Origin of the sequence: Thioclava sp. F42-5, assembly GCF_002213195.1 — a bacterium.
GTDB classification, from domain to species: Bacteria; Pseudomonadota; Alphaproteobacteria; order Rhodobacterales; family Rhodobacteraceae; genus Thioclava; species Thioclava nitratireducens.
This window is the reverse complement of the sequence record NZ_NBNZ01000007.1, coordinates 17555-35823: the sequence shown is the minus strand read 5'-3', so window position 1 is coordinate 35823 and position 18269 is coordinate 17555. Positions and strand designations below refer to the sequence as shown.

Annotated in this window: 19 protein-coding genes; 7 read left to right on the top strand and 12 right to left on the bottom strand. The window is 63.5% G+C overall.

Features of this window, described 5'->3' with window-relative positions:
• Positions 1-154: 154 nt before the first annotated feature.
• On the top strand, positions 155-1390 hold the full coding sequence (locus B6V74_RS16310) for an MFS transporter (RefSeq protein WP_088723413.1): 1236 nt from the start codon (positions 155-157) through the stop codon (positions 1388-1390).
• Here B6V74_RS16310 and B6V74_RS16305 read toward each other — a convergent pair.
• Complete coding sequence (locus B6V74_RS16305) at positions 1378-2229, bottom strand: SDR family oxidoreductase (RefSeq protein ID WP_075776800.1); 852 nt, start codon at positions 2227-2229, stop codon at positions 1378-1380. The genes B6V74_RS16310 and B6V74_RS16305 overlap by 13 nt on opposite strands.
• A gap of 101 nt (positions 2230-2330) precedes the next feature.
• On the opposite strand from B6V74_RS16305, the gene ade reads away from it, so the two are divergent.
• The 4 genes from ade (at position 2331) to B6V74_RS16285 (ending at position 6987) form a co-directional block, all read left to right on the top strand.
• Entirely contained in the window at positions 2331-4133 is a 1803-nt protein-coding gene (ade, locus tag B6V74_RS16300; RefSeq protein ID WP_088723412.1) for an adenine deaminase, read from the top strand.
• Positions 4130-5605, top strand: coding sequence for an AMP nucleosidase (locus B6V74_RS16295; protein ID WP_088723411.1), 1476 nt, complete (start codon positions 4130-4132; stop codon positions 5603-5605). Before ade ends, B6V74_RS16295 begins: the two co-directional genes overlap by 4 nt.
• A 131-nt stretch (positions 5606-5736) precedes the next feature.
• Complete coding sequence (locus B6V74_RS16290; protein ID WP_075776797.1) at positions 5737-6024, top strand: HU family DNA-binding protein; 288 nt, start codon at positions 5737-5739, stop codon at positions 6022-6024.
• Between the two features lie 87 nt (positions 6025-6111).
• Complete coding sequence (locus B6V74_RS16285) at positions 6112-6987, top strand: DMT family transporter (protein ID WP_075776796.1); 876 nt, start codon at positions 6112-6114, stop codon at positions 6985-6987.
• 33 nt (positions 6988-7020) lie between these two features.
• Here the strand turns inward: B6V74_RS16285 and B6V74_RS16280 are convergent, their stop codons facing one another.
• The 3 genes from B6V74_RS16280 to dapD form a co-directional block, all read right to left on the bottom strand.
• Positions 7021-8295 (bottom strand): lytic murein transglycosylase, encoded by a 1275-nt coding sequence (locus tag B6V74_RS16280; protein ID WP_088723410.1) that lies wholly within the window; start codon positions 8293-8295, stop codon positions 7021-7023.
• A gap of 84 nt (positions 8296-8379) precedes the next feature.
• Positions 8380-8745 carry a hypothetical protein gene (locus tag B6V74_RS16275; RefSeq protein ID WP_075776794.1) on the bottom strand — a complete coding sequence of 122 codons (366 nt, stop codon included), beginning with the start codon at positions 8743-8745 and terminating at the stop codon, positions 8380-8382.
• Positions 8738-9565, bottom strand: coding sequence for a 2,3,4,5-tetrahydropyridine-2,6-dicarboxylate N-succinyltransferase (dapD, locus tag B6V74_RS16270; RefSeq protein WP_075776793.1), 828 nt, complete (start codon positions 9563-9565; stop codon positions 8738-8740). Before dapD ends, B6V74_RS16275 begins: the two co-directional genes overlap by 8 nt.
• An 82-nt stretch (positions 9566-9647) precedes the next feature.
• Here dapD and B6V74_RS16265 point away from each other — a divergent pair, with 82 nt between their 5' ends.
• A complete protein-coding gene (locus B6V74_RS16265; RefSeq protein ID WP_075776792.1) occupies positions 9648-10469 on the top strand; it encodes an LOG family protein in 822 nt (273 codons plus the stop codon).
• A 9-nt stretch (positions 10470-10478) separates the two neighbouring features.
• Here the strand turns inward: B6V74_RS16265 and B6V74_RS16260 are convergent, their stop codons facing one another.
• The 4 genes from B6V74_RS16260 to B6V74_RS16245 all read right to left on the bottom strand — a co-directional run bounded on the left by B6V74_RS16260 (position 10479) and on the right by B6V74_RS16245 (position 14034).
• Entirely contained in the window at positions 10479-11189 is a 711-nt protein-coding gene (locus B6V74_RS16260; protein WP_088723409.1) for a gamma-glutamyl-gamma-aminobutyrate hydrolase family protein, read from the bottom strand.
• On the bottom strand, positions 11186-12145 hold the full coding sequence (locus B6V74_RS16255) for an amidoligase family protein (RefSeq protein ID WP_088720547.1): 960 nt from the start codon (positions 12143-12145) through the stop codon (positions 11186-11188). The genes B6V74_RS16260 and B6V74_RS16255 overlap by 4 nt, the downstream gene beginning before the upstream one ends.
• A gap of 58 nt (positions 12146-12203) precedes the next feature.
• Complete coding sequence (rlmN, locus tag B6V74_RS16250) at positions 12204-13385, bottom strand: 23S rRNA (adenine(2503)-C(2))-methyltransferase RlmN (RefSeq protein ID WP_088723408.1); 1182 nt, start codon at positions 13383-13385, stop codon at positions 12204-12206.
• A 133-nt stretch (positions 13386-13518) separates the two neighbouring features.
• Positions 13519-14034: an invasion associated locus B family protein gene (locus tag B6V74_RS16245; RefSeq protein WP_088723464.1), complete on the bottom strand. Its 516-nt coding sequence runs from the start codon at positions 14032-14034 to the stop codon at positions 13519-13521.
• 166 nt (positions 14035-14200) lie between these two features.
• On the opposite strand from B6V74_RS16245, the gene B6V74_RS16240 reads away from it, so the two are divergent.
• On the top strand, positions 14201-15193 hold the full coding sequence (locus B6V74_RS16240; protein ID WP_088723407.1) for an asparaginase: 993 nt from the start codon (positions 14201-14203) through the stop codon (positions 15191-15193).
• A 3-nt stretch (positions 15194-15196) separates the two neighbouring features.
• On the opposite strand, the gene B6V74_RS16235 is transcribed toward B6V74_RS16240, so the two are convergent.
• From B6V74_RS16235 to B6V74_RS16220, 4 genes are all read right to left on the bottom strand, one after another.
• Positions 15197-16015: a DUF1217 domain-containing protein gene (locus B6V74_RS16235; protein WP_088723406.1), complete on the bottom strand. Its 819-nt coding sequence runs from the start codon at positions 16013-16015 to the stop codon at positions 15197-15199.
• Complete coding sequence (gene flbT / locus B6V74_RS16230; protein ID WP_075776786.1) at positions 16012-16416, bottom strand: flagellar biosynthesis repressor FlbT; 405 nt, start codon at positions 16414-16416, stop codon at positions 16012-16014. The genes B6V74_RS16235 and flbT overlap by 4 nt, the downstream gene beginning before the upstream one ends.
• Positions 16413-16787 (bottom strand): flagellar biosynthesis regulator FlaF, encoded by a 375-nt coding sequence (gene flaF / locus B6V74_RS16225; protein WP_088723405.1) that lies wholly within the window; start codon positions 16785-16787, stop codon positions 16413-16415. The genes flbT and flaF overlap by 4 nt, the downstream gene beginning before the upstream one ends.
• A gap of 87 nt (positions 16788-16874) precedes the next feature.
• The gene (locus B6V74_RS16220) at positions 16875-18116 is read right to left on the bottom strand and encodes a flagellin (protein ID WP_075776784.1); all 1242 of its coding nucleotides are present in this window, start codon (positions 18114-18116) and stop codon (positions 16875-16877) included.
• Positions 18117-18269: the final 153 nt, after the last annotated feature.

Sequence of the window (18269 nt, the reverse complement as noted above, 5' to 3'; positions counted from 1 at the left end):
TCACGCCATTGGGCCATGGCTGCGGAGGAGGTTCAAGAGCGGCTCTGGGGCATTCCCGCGCGATTGTGACCGAGACAAGCTCGCGATTGACGCGCTGCAGCATCCATGGCGATATGCCGCCCGCGCGGAAGGGAGATCCGCCGGGAGACGTAGAATGACACAAGGCAGACTGTTCACGCCGGTTCTGATCGGAGGGGCCGTGATCCTGATGCTGAGCTTCGCCATCCGGGCGAGCTTCGGCGTTTTCCAGATTCCGATCGCCAGCGAGTTCAACTGGCCACGCGCCGAATTCTCGCTCGCCATCGCGGTGCAGAACCTCGCCTGGGGCATTGGTCAGCCGATCTTCGGCGCGATTGCCGAGCGCTGGGGCGACCGGCCGGCGATCATCCTCGGTGCGCTGGTCTATGCGCTCGGCCTCGTGCTCTCGGCCTTCGCGGTGGAGCCTGAACAGCATCAGCTTCTGGAAATCCTCGTGGGTTTCGGCATCGCGGGCACCGGCTTCGGCGTTATCCTCGCCGTGGTAGGCCGCGCGACCTCGGACGAGAACCGCTCGCTTGCGCTTGGCATCGCGACGGCGGCAGGCTCGGCCGGTCAGGTCTTCGGCGCGCCGATGGCGGAGCTGCTGCTAGGCCATTTCCCGTGGCAGACCGTCTTCGTTATCTTCGCCGCCGTGATCCTCGCCTCGCTGGCCTTCCTGCCGCTGATCCGCGCGCCTGAGCGCGCCAGCCGCGAAGAGATGGCCGAGAGCATGGGCACCGTTCTGATGCGCGCCTTCCGCGATCCGTCCTACACGCTGATCTTCCTCGGCTTCTTCTCCTGCGGCTATCAGCTGGGCTTCATCACGGCGCATTTCCCCGCGATGGTGACCGAGATGTGCGGCGCGGTACCGCCCGGATCGTTGCTGGCCGGGATCGGGATCGAGACCACCTCGGCGCTCGGCGCCGCCGCGATCTCGGTGATCGGCCTCGCCAATATCGCTGGCACGATCTATGCGGGTTGGGCGGGCAAGCGATGGTCGAAGAAATACCTGCTGGCGGGAGTTTACCTGCTGCGCACATTCGTCGCCGCCGCATTCATCCTGACGCCGATGACGCCCGCGACGGTGCTGATGTTCTCGCTCGCGATGGGGGCGCTGTGGCTCGCGACCGTGCCGCTGACCTCGGGGCTGGTCGCGCATATCTACGGGCTTCGTTACATGGGCACGCTTTACGGGATCGTCTTCTTCTCGCACCAGGTCGGCGCCTTCCTCGGCGTCTGGCTGGGCGGCAAGCTCTACGACATCTACGGCGATTACACGCTGGTCTGGTGGGTCGGCGTGGGCGTGGGTGCCTTCTCCGCCATCGTACACCTGCCCGTGCGCGAGAAGCGGGTGGAGCTTCAGCCCGCCTGATCGAGAAGCGCGCGCAGCCCTGCGCGGTAATCCGGATAGCGCAGCGTGACGCCGAGGTCGTGTTTGATCTTGTCGTTTCGCACTCGCTTGCTCTCCGCATAGAAGCTGCGCGCCATCGGGCTGAGATCGGCCTCCTCGAACGGCACCTCGGGCGGTAGCGGCAGGTTGAGCAGTTCCGCAGCATAGGCGATCACGTCCTGCGGCGGCGCGGGATCGTCGTCGCAGACATTATAGACCGCGCCCGGATCGGGACGGTCGATCGAGGCGAGCAGCACCTGCGCGATGTCCTCGACATGAATGCGCGAGAAGACCTGCCCCTCCTTGATAATCCGCCGGGCCTTGCCCTGCCGCACCTTCTCGAAGGGCCCGCGCCCGGGGCCGTAGATGCCCGCGAGCCGGAAGATATGCAGCGGCAGGTCATGGGCTGCGGCCAGCGCGCCCCAAGCCGCCTCGGCCTCCACCCGCGCCTGCCCGCGCTTGGTCGAGGGGGTCAGCGGCGTTGCCTCATCGACCCAGCCGCCCGCGTGATCGCCATAGACGCCGACGGTCGAAAGATAGCCGATCCACTCCAGATGCCGCGATGCAGCAATTTCGGAATGCTGCGCAGCGAGGACCGGATCACCCTCCTGTCCCGGGGCAACCGAAGACAGCAGATGCGTCGCTTGATCGAGCGGCAGAGGCCCACCTTCCCAGACCAGCGGCTCCACGCCTTCGCTGCGCAGCATTTCGGCCTTCTCTGCGCTGCGCGTAGTGCCGATCACGCGCCAGCCACGCGCCAGAAGAAGCGGTGCGAGTGCACGGGCGGAATAGCCGTGTCCGATGGAAAGAAGCGTCGGCATCACGGCCTCCTTTGCGTTTCTGTCATCCGTCATAGGTAGAGGCTGTGTGAAGGCATAACAACGTCTCTTGAACCTTCCCGCACGCAATGACAGGCTTGGACATGGAACAGAAGAACAAGATCAAATCCTGGCCCGAAGCCGCACCGCGATTGATTGCCGTGGCTGCCGGGCGCGAACCTGCCGACCTCGTGATCCGGGGTGGCAAATGGGTTAATGTCCACACACGAGAGGTTCTCGACGGCTACGATATTTCCGTGGCCGAGGGGAGATTTGCGGCCGTGGCCCCCGATCTCTCGGACAGCATCGGACCCGATACCGAAGTGATCGAGGCCGGAGGGCGTTACATGGTGCCGGGCCTGTGCGACGCGCATATGCATATCGAGAGCGGTATGCTCACGCCCGCCGAATTCGCCGCCGCCGTGATCCCCCACGGCACGACGAGCATGTTCACCGATCCGCATGAGATCGCGAATGTGCTGGGGCTCGACGGCGTGCGGATGATGCATGACGAGGCGCTGATGCAGCCGGTCAACATCTTCACCCAGATGCCTTCCTGCGCGCCCTCTGCGCCCGGGCTGGAAACGACGGGCTTCGAGATCACCCCCGAAGATGTGGCCGAGGCGATGACATGGCCCGGCATCATCGGTCTGGGCGAGATGATGAACTTCCCCGGCGTGATCAATGCCGACCCAAAGATGCTCGCCGAGATCGCGGCGACGCAGAACGCGCATAAGACCGTGGGCGGGCATTACGCCTCCCCCGATCTGGGCGCACCGTTCCGCGCCTATGTCGCGGGCGGGCCCGCCGACGACCACGAGGGCACCTGCGAGGCCGACGCGATCGCGCGGGTGCGCAACGGGATGCGCTCGATGATGCGGCTGGGCTCGGCTTGGTATGACGTTGAGACGCAGATCACCGCCGTCACCGAGAAGGGTCTCGACCCGCGCAACTTCATCCTGTGCACCGATGATTGCCATTCCGGCACGCTGGTGAATGACGGGCATATGAACCGCGTCTTCCGCCATGCGGTGGAGTGCGGGGCCGATCCTCTGGTCGCGCTGCAGATGTGTACGATCAACACTGCGACCCATTTCGGGCTGGAGCGGGAGCTGGGCTCGATCACGCCGGGCCGCCGGGCCGATGTGATCCTGACCTCGGATATGGCGACCCTGCCGGTCGAGCAGGTCATCGCGCGTGGGCGCACGGTGGCGAAGGATGGAAAGCTGCTGGCGGACTGCCCGCATTACGACTGGCCTGAAAGCGCCCGCAACACGGTGCATCTGGGCAAGGCCCTGACGGCTGCGGATTTCGAGATTGCCGCGCCGGAGGGCGCTAACACAGTGACCGCCAAGGTGATCGGCGTGGTCGAGAACCAGGCCCCGACCAAGGCGCTGACCGCAGAGCTGGACGTGACCGACGGGCTCGCCCAGCCCGACACCTCCAAGGACATCGCCCAGATCGCGCTGGTGGAGCGCCATCAGGGCACGGGCGGCGTCACCAACGGCTTCGTCTCAGGCTTCGGCTACAAGGGCCGCATGGCGATGGGCTCGACTGTCGCTCATGACAGCCACCACATGATCGTGGTCGGCACTGATCGCGAGATGATGGCCGCCTGCGCCAATGCGCTTGGCGAGATGGGCGGCGGAGTCTCTGTCTGGAAGGACGGCGCAGAAATCGCCGCCGTCCCGCTGCCGATCGCAGGGCTGATGTCGGACGATCCGGCACAAACGGTCGCCGCGCGCGCCGCCAAGATGGTCGAGGCGATGGGCGCCTGCGGCTGCACCTTGAACAACGCTTACATGCAGCATTCGCTGCTCGCGCTCGTCGTCATTCCCGAGATCCGCATTTCGGATCTTGGCCTTGTCGACGTGACGCGTTTTGAACTGACGGATCTTTTTGAATGAATGAAACGCTAGACCTCATCACCCCTGACGCCGCCCCTGCGGAGAGCTTCACCGATGCCGCCGAGGCCGTGGCCCGGCTCGAGGCGCTCTATGACGAGGCGACCGCCTTCCTGCTCGAGAAATTCAACGAGACACTGGAGAGCAAGACCGCGCGGAACCGCTTTCGCGCCTTCTACCCGGAAGTGCGCATCTCTGTGCCATCGCATATCAAGGCCGACAGCCGGCTGAGCTTCGGCCATGTGGCGCTGCCGGGTACCTACATGGCGACGATCACGCGGCCCGACCTGTTCCGCAACTACCTGACGCAGCAACTGGGCCTGCTGATCAAGAACCACAATATCCCGGTCACGGTCGGCCCGTCGGAAACCCCGATCCCGGTGCATTTCGCCGTCGCCGCGCATCCGGAAGTGACGGTGCCGCAGGAAGGCGTGCTCGATTTCAGCCTGCGCGACGTGTTCGACGTGCCGGACCTTGCGGGGATGAACGACGACATCGTCAACGGCATGGCGGGGCCGAACCCGGACGGCTCGGGCCATCTCGCCCCCTTCACCGCGCAGCGCGTGGATTACTCGCTGGCGCGCCTGTCGCATTACACCGCGACCAAGGCCGAGCATTTCCAGAACCACGTGCTGTTCACGAACTACCAGTTCTATGTGGACGAGTTCGAGGCCGTCGCGAGGCGCCTGCTGGGCGACAAGAACTCGGGCTATACGAGCTTCGTGGCTCCCGGCAATCAGGAGATTACCGACCCGCAGGACGAGATCCCGGGCCTTGCGAAACTGCCGCAGATGCCCGCCTATCACCTCAAGCGCGCCGATGGCGGCGGGATCACGCTGGTCAATATCGGCGTCGGCCCCTCCAACGCGAAGACCGCGACGGACCATATCGCCGTGCTGCGCCCGCATGCCTGGCTGATGGTCGGTCACTGCGCGGGTCTGCGCAATTCCCAGCAGCTGGGCGACTTCGTCCTCGCCCATGCCTATCTGCGCGAAGACCATGTGCTCGACGACGACCTGCCCGTCTGGGTGCCAATCCCGGCGCTGGCCGAGATTCAGATCGCGCTGCAGGAAGCGGTGGCAGAGGTGACGAAACTGGAAGGCTACGAGCTGAAGCGGATCATGCGCACCGGTACGGTAGCGACTATCGACAACCGCAACTGGGAGTTGAGAGACCAGTCAGGCCCGGTCCATCGGCTGAGCCAGTCGCGCGCGGTTGCGCTCGATATGGAAAGCGCCACGATCGCCGCGAACGGTTTCCGCTTCCGGGTGCCCTACGGCACGCTTCTCTGCGTCTCGGACAAACCGCTGCATGGCGAGCTGAAGCTGCCCGGCATGGCGACCGAATTCTACCGCACCCAAGTCGCGAGCCATTTGCTGATCGGCATCCTCGCGATGGAGAAACTTCGCGAGATGCCTCTGGATCGTATTCACAGCCGGAAATTGCGTAGCTTCGAGGAAACAGCTTTTCTGTGACGTGGGAAAAACCCGCGCATTCTGGGAAAAGGGCTTGCCATGCTCAATAAAAACGTGTGGAACATGGCCCACCAACCGTGCAACGCGGACGAAATTGACCCTGGATTACCGGGGCGGAGAGAGGAACGAACATGTCGAAACCGATGACCAAGACCCAGCTGGTGGCAGCCCTCGCCGAGGCGATGGACGCCGACAAGAAGACGGCTTCGGCCGCGCTCGACGCAATCACCGACGTCGTCACCAAAGAAGTGTCGAACGGCGGCGCCGTTACCCTGCCGGGCATTGGCAAAGTCTACTGCCGCGAGCGCCCCGAGCGCATGGTCCGCAACCCGGCCACCGGCGAGCAGATGCAAAAGCCGGCTGACAAGCAGGTCAAAGTGACCGTGGCGAAAGCGCTCAAGGACAGCGTGAACTCCTGATCGCAGGACTCTCTCTAGAGAGGGACAGCCAAGTTTTTAGGGCGCCCGCGAGCAATCGGGGCGCCCTTTTTCAGGCCCGGAGGAAAGATGGATTTGCGCGCGATCGGAATGGGGCTCGCCTTTGCCCTGATGTGGTCTTCGGCTTTCACGTCCACGCATATCATCGTGGCGGAGGCGCCGCCCCTTGCGGCGCTGGCGTTGCGGTTCGCCCTGTCCGGCGGGATCGGCATCGCGCTTGCGCTGGCCTTCGGGCAAAGCTGGCGGCTGAGCCGGGCCCAATGGCGCGCCACGATCATTTTCGGTATTTGTCAAAACGCGCTCTACCTGGGGTTTAACTGGGTCGCGATGACGACGGTCGAAGCCTCGGTCGCCGCGATCATCGCCTCCACCATGCCGCTGATCGTTGGCGCGCTCGGATGGATCGTCTTCCGCGACCGGATTCCGCTCCTCGGTATCGCCGGGCTGATCGCTGGTTTCGCGGGCGTTGGCATCATCATGGGGGCGCGGCTGCAAGGCGGGATCGATCCGTTCGGGCTGGGTCTTTGCGTCGCGGGCGCCTTGGCACTGGCAGTGGCCACGCTGACCGTGCGCGGCGCGAGCGGCGGCGGCGGCGGCGTCTTGATGATCGTCGGGCTGCAGATGCTGGTGGGTTCCGTGAGCCTCGCCGTGGTCTCCGCCTTCACCGAGCATCTGGACGTGACCGTCACGCCGAAACTGGCGCTGGCCTTTACCTATACGGTAATCGTGCCAGGCCTGATGGCGACCTGGGTGTGGTTCCGCCTCGTGGGCCGCATCGGCGCGGTGCGCGCGGCGACCTTCCACTTCCTGACGCCGGTCTTCGGCGTCGCGATCGCCTGGGCGGTGTTGGGCGAGCATGTCGACTGGCACGACGCGCTTGGCGTGCTGGTGATCGCAGGCGGCATTCTCGCCGTGCAGATATCAAAGCAAGAGGCGCGGAGGTAAGCCCCCGCGCCCCTGAACTTTACGCCTAGCAATTCACGAACCGCGCAGCACCTGCAGCAGCTCCAGCGTGGCGTAGCCATCGGGCGGCAGACCGCGCGATTTCTGGAAGGCCACGATCGCCTTCGACGTATTCGCACCGATCTTGCCGTCCGTGCCGTCCGTATCGAAGCCCGCCGCGGTCAACCTCTCCTGCAGCTCGACCTTCTGCTTCGAATTGAGCGGCTTGCCCGTGCGGGGCCAATCCTGCACGAAGGGCCCCTTCCCTTTCAGACGATCCGACAGATGCCCGACGCCGATCACGTAGCTGTCGGCGGAGTTGTAGCGCGAGATGGCGCGGAAGTTTCCGAAGATCATGAAGGCCGGTCCCTTCGCGCCTGCGGGCACGAGGATCGACGCCGAGCCATAATTCGGCACCGTGCCGCCCGTGGCCGAGCGCACGCCAAGCGCCGCCCAATCGGCAGGGCTCTTCTTCGTGCCCTTGCCGGTGAGGCCGTAGTCGAAGCCAGAGGGCAGGATGACCTCGACGCCCCACGGCTGCCCCTTCGACCAGCCCGAGCGCGCCAGATAGGCCGCCGTCGAGGCCAGGGCATCGGTTGGATCTTCCGACCAGATATCGCGCCGACCATCGCCGGTGAAATCAACCGCGTAGGACAGATAGGAGGTCGGGATGAACTGTGTATGGCCCATTGCCCCGGCCCAGGAGCCGGTCATGTGCCGCGCATCCACGTCGCCGGACTGGATGATCTTGAGCGCGGCGATCAGCTGCTTGGCGAAGAACTCGCCGCGTCGCCCGTCATAGGCCAGCGTCGCGAGCGCCGGGATGATCGCCGTCTTCCCACGATAGGCGCCGTAACGGCTCTCCATGCCCCAGATCGCGACGACGACTTCCTTGTCGACCCCGTATTTGCGTTCGATCGCATCCAGCTGCGGGCCATATTGGCGCAGCATCTGCTTGCCGGTGGCGACGCGCTCATCCGAGACCGCGCTGTCGAGGTAGTCCCAGATCGACTTGGTGAATTCCGATTGGTAGCGGTCGCGTTCGATCACCTTGGGATTGTAGCGCACGTCGGCCATCGCGCGGTTCCAGGTGTACTCGGTGATGCCGTTCGCCAGCGCGCGTGATTTGAAGCCCGCGAGCCAGGACTCGAAACGCGCTTCCGTTGCGGCGTCCGTCGGCGGGATCGGATCCGCCACGGGCGCGCTGCCCCGCGCCAGCGGCCGGGGCGAGGATTCGGGAGGCCCCGCACAGGCCGAGAGCGCGGAAAACGCCATGAATGTCAGTGGGATAATCTTGCCCGGAATTGCCATGTTGCCTGCTCGCTGTTTTGCCCTTTGAACCACTGTATCAACGGTTCGTGAGGTTTCAACGGGCGTCAAAAGACACTCTATGGCTTACTGCAGCGGCTTCTTGTCGTTGCCGAAAAACGGCTCCATCTGGGCGATGATCACGGAGTTCTCGTCGAGCGCCCGTTGCATCAATTCACGTTCAGCGTCGTCGATCTCGTGCCCCTGTTTTTCGCGTTCCGCGAGCGTGCCGTAACCCGTGACGTCAAGCGGCGCCATCTCGGCCTGCTTGAGGATCGCCACGGTCTCGCGCACGGCCTCTGCCTCGTCCACGCCCGATGCGTAGCAGAGCAGCCCCGCCCCGGACGCGCCTTTCGGCAGACCGTCATTGGGCGAGCGACCGACCTCGACCAGCAGGGTGAAGACCTGCTGGCGCGAGGGTTTCTTCTTCGGCTTTTCCGGCTTGTCAGTCACGCAGCAGCTCGTTGATGCCGGTCTTCGACCGGGTTTGTGCGTCGACGCGCTTCACGATCACCGCGCAGTAGAGGTTGATGCCGTTCTTGGACGGCATCGAGCCCGACACGACGACCGAATAGGGCGGCACTTCGCCATACATCACGTCGCCGGTCTCCCGATCAACGATCTTGGTCGACTTGCCGATATAGACGCCCATGCCCAGAACCGAGCCTTCGCGCACGATGCAGCCTTCGACGACTTCCGAGCGCGCGCCGATGAAGCAGTTGTCTTCGATGATGGTCGGGCCGGCCTGCATCGGCTCCAACACCCCGCCGATGCCGACGCCGCCCGAGAGGTGAACGCCCTTGCCGATCTGCGCGCAGCTGCCGACGGTGGCCCAGGTATCGACCATCGTGCCCTCGTCGACATAGGCGCCGAGGTTCACGAAAGAGGGCATCAGCACCACGCCCGGTGCGATGTAGGCCGATTTACGCACGATGCAGTTCGGCACGGCGCGGAAACCTCCGGCTTTCCACTCGTTGTCGCCCCAGCCCTTGAACTTGCTGTCGACCTTGTCCCACCAGTGACCGCCCTGCGGGCCACCATCCTGCTGCTCCATGTCCTTCAGGCGGAATCCCAGCAGAACCGCCTTCTTGGCCCATTGGTTCACATGCCAGTCGCCGTTCTCGCGCTTTTCGGCCACACGCAGTTCGCCGCGATCCAGCGCGTTGAGCGTGTCCTCGATCGCCTCGCGGGTCTCACCGCCGGTTGACGGGGTGATCGTGTCGCGGGCTTCCCAAGCGGCTTCGATTGCAGTTTCGAGCGCGGCGTTCGACATGGGCAAATCCTCTTTCAGGTGGCCTTTACAGCGTTCAGCCTATAGTTGGTCAGAGCCAATCGCGCAATGAGCAGGTGCCCCTATGAAGGACGACACGACGCATTCGTTCCGCCACTCGCGGGAAGACGCGCAGACCGCAAAGAACATTCCCGACACGCCACAGACCCGCGCGCCCGCCTATCGGCTGGCCTATACGGACGTGGATTTCATGCTGCGCGACGAACTGCGCCCGGTTCGGCTACAGCTCGAATTGCTCAAGCCGCAACTGATCATGGACGAGCGCGGCATCGAGTCGACCATCGTCATGTTCGGCGGCGCACGCATCCCTGCCCCCGAAAACAAGGCGAGCGCCAAGACCGAATATCTCGCGGAACTGTCGGGTTACTATGAGGAGGCCCGCAGCTTCGCCCGCGCGATGACGGAGCGTTCGATGCAGGAATATGGCCGGGAGAACGTGATCTGCACCGGCGGTGGCCCCGGCGTGATGGAGGCAGGCAACCGCGGCGCGCATGAAGCGGGCGGACAGTCCATCGGCCTCAATATCGTGCTGCCGCACGAGCAGGCGCCCAACGAATTCGTGACGCCCGATCTGACGTTCAACTTCCACTATTTCGCGATCCGGAAGATGCATTTCCTGATGCGCGCCCGCGCCGTCTGCGTTTTCCCCGGCGGCTTCGGCACGCTCGACGAGATGTTCGAGGCGCTGACGCTGATCCAGACGGGGCGGATGTCGAAGATCCCCTTCATCCTGTTCGGGCGAAAATTCTGGGAAGAGATCATCAACTGGGATCGGCTGGCCGAGGCCGGGACGATCTCGCCCGAAGATCTCGAGCTTGTCAGCTTCGTAGAGACCGCAAAAGACGCAGTCGCGATCATCGACGGCTGGGATTACGACAACTGCTGAGGCGTGGGCTCAGGCCTTCGCCTCGGCGCTGACCTCGGGAAGCTGCGCGCGATGTTCGACACCGGCGCGCGCGGCCGCCACCAGCGCCCGAAACAGCGCCCGTTGTCGGTGCGCATAGGTCAGGTATTCCGGGTGCCACTGAACGCCGAGGGCGAAAGGTTCCTCGATCCGCTCCACCGCCTGCACCATGCCCGAGCCGTCGCGCGCCGCGACCCGTAGGCCATCGCCCAACCGATCCACCGCCTGACTGTGGAGCGCGTTGACCCGCATCGGCTCCAGGCCGGCCAGCGCACCGAGGCGGGTGCCGGGTTCGATCCGCACATCCTTTTTCGGCAAGAGCGTCGTGTGTTTGCGCACGTTGTAATGGTCGTAGGCGTCCTGGTGCAGATCACCGCCGAGCGCCACGTTGATCATCTGTGCGCCGCGGCAGATCCCTAGCACCGGCTTTCCCTGCGCCATCGCCTCCTCGACCAGACATTTCTCCAACTCGTCGCGCGCCGGATCGAGGACCGCGCTCGCGATCAGATCGCCGCCATACAGCTCTGGAGAGATGTCGTCGCCCCCGCCCACGATGACGCCATCGACATGGCGCACCTCGGCGCGTTTGCCTGCTACCCAGCGCACCGAACGCCCGCCCGCAAGCCAGACACCGAAGGCGATGAAAGGATAGACCCGCCACCCGGTGCGACGCGAGGTCGATATGCCGATCAGAGGCTTCATTTATGCCCGGCAAGCCTCAGAATTTTCTCGCAGGTTTCGAGCCATTTCCCACCCAGCAGATGAAATTCGGTTTTCGCCGTCAACCATTCGCGACACATCAGACCCAGCAGTTCAGGGTCTGCCGCGAGCGTCTCCACGAACCACCAACGCTTCCATTCGTTATCGAGCGACCATGTCTCATCGTCGATGCGGCAATCGGGCAGCCGGAAATGGAAGGCGGGACGCGGCGAAACGGTGCCACCCTTCCCTTCTTCCGGCGCGATCAGGTCGGGTCGCAGTTCGCAGAAGATCGGAAGCATGTCGAGCCCGTGGTTCCGCGACAGCGTGTGCTTGCGATAAGCCAGGATCACCGCGTCGAGCGCGGCATCCGGGCCGAGCCGCGCCAAATCTTCGATCAGCTTCTTGGGGTAAGGGGCGGTGAAGGGCAGCACTTCGCGGGTCGCCTCGATCGGCCACGTCTCCCGCATCCACTCCTCGATCAGCGCGAAGGCCAGTAGAGGGCGGACGATGTCCTCTGCGTTGCTGGACGCGATCTCCGGGTTTAGGTGAAGCCCGAAACCATAAAGCAGCGACCGACCGGTTCCTTGCGCGCCCTCGCTGCGCAGCAAGTCAAGGAAATCAGATAGCTGCAGGAGCCCTTCGCGGTCCAGCGGATCGGTCACGATCTCGACCGGAATGACCTCGCGCCCTATGCGTAGACCAAGCTCTTTGAGCGTCCCACCGGCTTGTTTGCGCAGCGAGATGTCGAGATAGACCTGCAGATCGCCGAGCTTCGTACCGGTGACTTCCCAGTCCTGACCGTCGCTGCGCCGCGCCTCGCCCCCCAAGGCCCGCGCAGCGATCTGCGCGATGCGCGCCTCGGTCAGCCCCGCGAACTCGATCTCCACGCCGGTGCGGCGCGGTTTTCCCTCGGCATTGCAGGGCTTTGGCAGCGGGGCGATGGCCTCTCGCGTCATGACGTCTCCGGAAACTAGCCACACCCAGCGTCAATGCGGACCCGGCGAAGCGGGTTCCTTAAAGACCCGCCTCCGCCTGAATTTGCGCCCGCGACTTGCGCGCCCGCTCGGTCGCCGATTTCAGCTGACCGCAGGCGGCCATGATGTCCTCGCCGCGCGGCGTACGGATCGGCGAGGCATAGCCCGCTTTGTAGATGATGTCGGCGAAGCTCTCGATCCGCTCCCAGTCGCTGCGCTCGTAGGGCGCGCCCGGCCATTCGTTGAACGGGATCAGGTTGATCTTCGCGGGGATGCCGCGGATCAGCTTCACCAGGCGCCGCGCGTCCTCGTCGCTATCGTTCACCCCCTTGAGCATCACGTATTCGAACGTGATCCGCTCGGAGTTCGACAGGCGCGGATATTCCCGCAGCGCGTTCAGCAGCGTCTCGATATTCCAGCGCTTGTTGATCGGCACCAGCTTGTCGCGCACTTCGTCGGTCGTGGCGTGGAAGGACACCGCCAACAGACAGCCGATCTCCTCGGCGGTCTTCGCGATCTCCGGCACCACGCCCGAAGTCGAGAGCGTGATCCGGCGGCGGCTGAGGCTCAGCCCCTCGCCATCCATCACGACCTTCATCGCGTCGCGGACATTCTCGAAGTTGTAAAGCGGCTCGCCCATGCCCATCAGAACGACGTTCGACACCAAACGGGTCTCGTTCTTCGGGCTGTTCTTCTCGGGCCATTCGCCCAGATCGTCGCGTGCGAGCATGACCTGGCCGACGATCTCGCCGGGCGTCAGGTTGCGCACGAGTTTCTGCGTGCCGGTGTGGCAGAACGAACAGGTCAGCGTGCAGCCCACCTGGCTCGAGATGCACAGCGTGCCGCGGCTTTCCTCGGGGATGTAGACCGCCTCGACTTCGTGGCCGCCCGCGATCTTCAGAAGGTATTTCCGCGTGCCGTCCTCGGAGACCTGCTTCGAGACGATCTCGGGCAGGGTAATCTCGAACGTCTCGGCCAGCATCGCCCGGTAATCCTTGGCGAGGTTGGTCATCGCCGCGAAATCGCGCACACCCCAGTAATAGAGCCACTGCCAGATCTGGCCGACGCGCATCTTCGCCTGCTTCTCGGGCGTGCCCGCCTCGATCAGCGCCGCGCGCAGCTGGTCACGGGTGAGGCCAATGAGATTCACCTTGCCGCCTTCGGGCAGCTTGCGCGGGATCGTGTGCACGTCTTGCGTGATCGGAGCCTGAGACTGGGTCATCGCATGTTTCCTTGAAATGAGGCGCCTCATATAGGGGATTCGCCCCTGCATTAACAGGGGGCGTCGCGCTTTTGGCTCGAACGCGAAAACCCCGGCGCATGGCCGGGGCTCGAATGTCAGGCGCGAGGGTCGCTTACTTGCAGCGCTGCTCGGCCTCGTCGGTCGCGGCGGTGAAGCCCATCAGCGAGAACGTGTCCTCGGTCTGGGTGCCACGGCTCGAACGACCGGTCAGTTTCACGTCTGCGCCAGCCTTTAGGGCGGCGATGATCTTCGCGTCCTCTTCCGGCGATCCGGCCCAAGCGCCGCCACCGTCGGTGAAGAGGGTGTATTTCTGCCCCCCGACTTCCAGATCGACGGTCGAGCCATCCGCGAAAGGATAGCCGCCCATGAAGGAAATCTCGGGCGCCTTACCCGGACGATAGGTCACGAAGAGCAGGATATCCCCGCGGTTCACCTGTACGACCTTCCCACCCTTGGTGTTGACCGTTTTCTTCGGCTTCGACACGCCCCAACATTCTTTCGGATCGTTATCGACGAAGACGCTCCAATCGGTATTCGCAGCGACGCGGTTGGTGCTTTCCTGCGCAATTGCGCCGTGCCCCGCCCCGATCATGAGCGCGGCGACCGCCGCGATCCGCAGACCCTTCATCATCATGCTTACAGCCTCCAGCTGTCACGTTGCCTCTGCATCGCCCGGGCTGGTCACCCTGTTTTCGGTGGCGGATGCGTTTTCCTCTCGATAACACTCATTTAACCCTAAAAAGCCTAGGGGGAAAACCCCGCGACGGCGAGATTTCGCGCATAGGAGGCAGGCGATGACGGCACCCGAGGCAATGATTGAGCTATGGCGCGGAGGGATGTGTGAATCCGTCCATCATGGCCATGCAGTGATCTTCGGCCCCGAGGGCATCGAAGCGGCTTGGGGCGATCCCGAAACAGTAATTTTTCCGAGATCGTCCGTGAAGATGATTCAGGCTTTGCCGCTGCTGGAAAGCGGGGCGGCGGAGGCGGCTGGCCTGGCCACTTGCCAGCTGGCCCTGTCCTGCGCGAGCCATTCCGGCGCTCGCATGCACCGCGCCGCAGTCGAAGACTGGCTCGCGACGCTCGGGATGAAGGACGATGATCTGCGCTGCGGGGCCCATCTGCCGCGCGACAAGGCCGAGAAGAAACATCTGATCTGCGCGGACGACGCGCCTTGCCAAGCACACAACAATTGCTCGGGCAAACATGCCGGCTTCCTGACGCTGAACCGGCATCTGGGCGGCGGGCCGGACTATATCGATTTCGATCACCCGGTGCAGCGTGCCGTGAAATCCGCCTTTGAAGAGGTAACCGAAGAGAGCTCTCCGCGCTATGGGATCGACGGATGCTCGGCCCCGAATTTCGCGACCAGCCTCGCTGGCCTCGCGCGTGCGATGCAATTCTTCGCGTCGGCGAAACCGGACGGCGATCTGCGGGCGCGCGCTGCCGCCCGACTGGTCGACGCGATGATGGAGTATCCTGAAATGGTCGCGGGCGAAGGGCGCGCCTGCACCGAAATCATGCGCGAGGCGAACGGGCGTGTCGCCGTCAAAACCGGTGCAGAAGGCGTTTACGTCGCCATGCTTCCGGATCAGAAGCGCGGCGTCGCCCTGAAAATCACTGATGGCGCAACCCGGGCCTCGGAAGCGGCGATAATCGTGCTGCTGATCCGCCTTGGTGCGCTCGATGCCAACGCGCCCGTGGTGCATCGCAGATTGACCGGGCCAATCACCAATTGGCGCGGCCTGAAAACGGGCGAGCTGCGCCGTGCAGCGCAGTTCCCCTAAAGCCTAGAGTCGAAGGGACAGGCCCTGCGCCCCTGTGTTCCGCAACAGGCTGAGCGCGACATTCTGCGGAGAGACGCTGGCCATGTTCGAAAGCTGCGCGCGCAGTAGATAGTCCCGCGTCAGGGCAGCCAGCTTCTCCGGCGCGGCGAGTTCAGCCGAATCGGAGGTGCCGTAGACGCGTTGCGCCTTGGACATGTAGATGTCGCGCTGCTGCTCGACATCCAAAGCGCCGACACTCGGCGGCAGGTTGAGCGCGGTCTGGAAGACCCGGCTCAAAGCGGGCGATCCGATAATCGTGTACCATTTCGCAGGCTCGGACATGTCCCTTGCCGCGAGTGCGGGCAGATCACGCTGAAGGGACATCGCCATGCGCATGTCGTTGTCGACCCCGCCGACCGCGACTTCGAATTCCCGGCTCTCGAATTGGTTCAGGATCTCATCCGCGAATGTCGAGAGCTTGGTGCGCGGAATAGCGAAATCTCCAAAACCGAATGCCTTGGTCAGTGCGAGATAGCTTTTATCCGACAGCTTATTGGCAAGCGCCGTGCGATCCAAAGACCCCTCTTCGAGTACTTTGCGGATGAAGTACTTGTTGTCGATATCCGCATCGAGACCGAACGCGCCCAGCGCCACGCTCAGAAGGCGCCGGTCATCGACCAGTTCCTGTGCCGTATCGATGCTTCCGATCGTCTCACGGAAATAGCGATCAAGACGCTGGTTTTCCGACGACGCCGCGAAAGCCGCCTTCTGCGTTTCCATCGTGCGCGAGAGAAAGCGCCATCCCGCGAACCCGGAAAAGGGAATAACGGGTTGATAAGTCATGACGCGCCCGCGGCGAGGAGACGTTCCTCCCGTGGGAGAAGCGTCCGTAGCGCCTTCAGCGCTTGGTAATGCTGGTTCTCGATCACGGCGAGCGTGGCCGCATTCAGCTGCGCCCGGCTATCGTGATCCTTGAGAACTTGGCTGAGTTGTTCGATCCCCCGAAGCAACTGCATCCTTGCCTCTTCGGGGTCGGTGTCCCCCGACAGCACGAGCTGCGCGATATAGCACACGCGCCGGACAGGCGTGTTCACCTCTTCCGGATGGATCGCGTCGCGCAGCCGCAGGATATTTGCGTTCGGCGTCATGATCGCGAGCCGCGATCGGCGATCTCCGTTTTCGATAACCGCGCCATTAATCAGCACTCTCTCCTTTGGGGCGAGTTTAAGCACGAGGCCGCTCATTGTTTGATCCCTTCTTGCCGCAACCCGCGCATGATTGCGGTATTCACGTCGATCAAAACATCGACCGAACGCTTTTCCGAAAGGACGAGGCGGCTATGCGCCTGCGTGAACTCGTTTAGAAAGAAAATGCGCGCGCGGAGGTCCTGCGGCAAGCCATTCTCGGAATCCGCCACATCCGCCGCGAGCGCGGTCCAGAGGCGGCGGTTTTCGAAGATCGCTTCTGCCAGCGCGGCAAAGGGCACGTCCTGCGAAGACACCTGTTTAAGGCGACGCGTGATGCGGGCAAATAGCTCGAATTCGAGACCGCGCGGTGTGCGCATCGGCTGGCTCGGATTGGAATAGGCCGTTTTGGCCAAAGTCGTCGCGTACACGGGAAATCCTTCCGGTGACTGAAACTGATCATGTGCGGAGGGCATGAGGGAAGCGGGGGCGCCGGATCAGACGCCCCTACCCGGACTTTAACGGAACAGCGAAAGGATGTTCTGGGGCTGCTGATTGGCGATCGAGAGCGCCTGGATACCTAGCTGTTGCTGAGTTTGCAGAGCCTGAAGCCGTGCCGAGGCCTCTTCCATATCCGCGTCTACCATCGACCCGATACCGGCCTTGAGCGAGTCGCTGAGGCTGGAGATAAAGTCGGCTTGCGTGCCGATCCGGCCCTCGACCGAACCGAAGGAAGAAGCCGCATCGGTTGCCGTCTGGATCAGCGTCTCGATATTGGTGAGCGCAGCGGTCGCCCCCGCGTCAGTGGTCACGTCGATCGATGCGACCGCGGCGAGACCGCCCGAGCCCGCATTGAGGAATTGCGACACGATCGTCAGATCGCCGGCCAGATCGGCGCCGCCATCATTCTTGAAGGTCAGGGTCGAGTCGCTGGTGGTGCTCACACCGGCGGTGAAGTCGACTTGCAGGTTGGCGATGCCCAGTGCGTCGATCGCCGATTTCAGTCCAGCGGCGATCAAGTCGGTGCGTGCAGTGCCGGTCTGCGCCGCATCCGCTTCGGAGAGCGTGTAGCTGACCGTTTGATCTCCGAGGCTGACCTTCACGCTATCGCCCGCGGCCCAGGTAACCGTGTCATCGAGAAACACCTTGACTCCCGTCGTATCAGCCTTGGCGAGAGTCGTGGCGGCGGTATCCTTATCGGTAGACACCCCGGCCGAACCGGTGAAGGCCGCTTTCGCAGAGTAACTGCCGACAGAGAGGTTTTGGGCGGTGACGTCGATATGGCTCGCGGAAACGGTGCCGTCCGAGGCGCGGTCGAGCGACGACAGCACTTTAACGGTCGCAGCCGAGGAGCCATCGACCAGGTTCAGGCCATTGAACTGCGCCGCCCCGACGACCGACGTCAGTTGCTCCTGAAGTGCGTCGATATCCGTCTGAATCTTGTCGCGGTCGACATTCGACTCCTGTGCCGCGACGATCTTGCTTTTCATATCGGTCAGCAGGTCAGTCACGGTTTCGGCGGCCTTACGGGCCACCGCGACAGTCGATTCCCCCAGCGCGAGGCTATCCGAAATGCCAGAGAAGCTTTTTACGTCGGACTCCATGACCTTCGAAATCGCCCATACGGCCGCGTTGTCTTTCGCCGAGCCGACCGATTTGCCGGTCGAGATTTCAGATTGGGTGGTGGCGAGGCCGGAATTGATCCCTTTCAGAGTCTGCAGCGCGATCATGGCGCCGGTATTCGTCAGAATGCTGGACATGATTTATCCTTTTAATGTCGACGCTTTGCGTCACTCGGTTGCAAAGCCGCGTGTTCGACGCGGCGCTCATGGCTTTCTGACCAATGCGCCTCGTGAGCTTTGAAGCGCGCCATCGCTTGGATGCGGCGCCACAATGGCCGAGCAAAGGCTAAC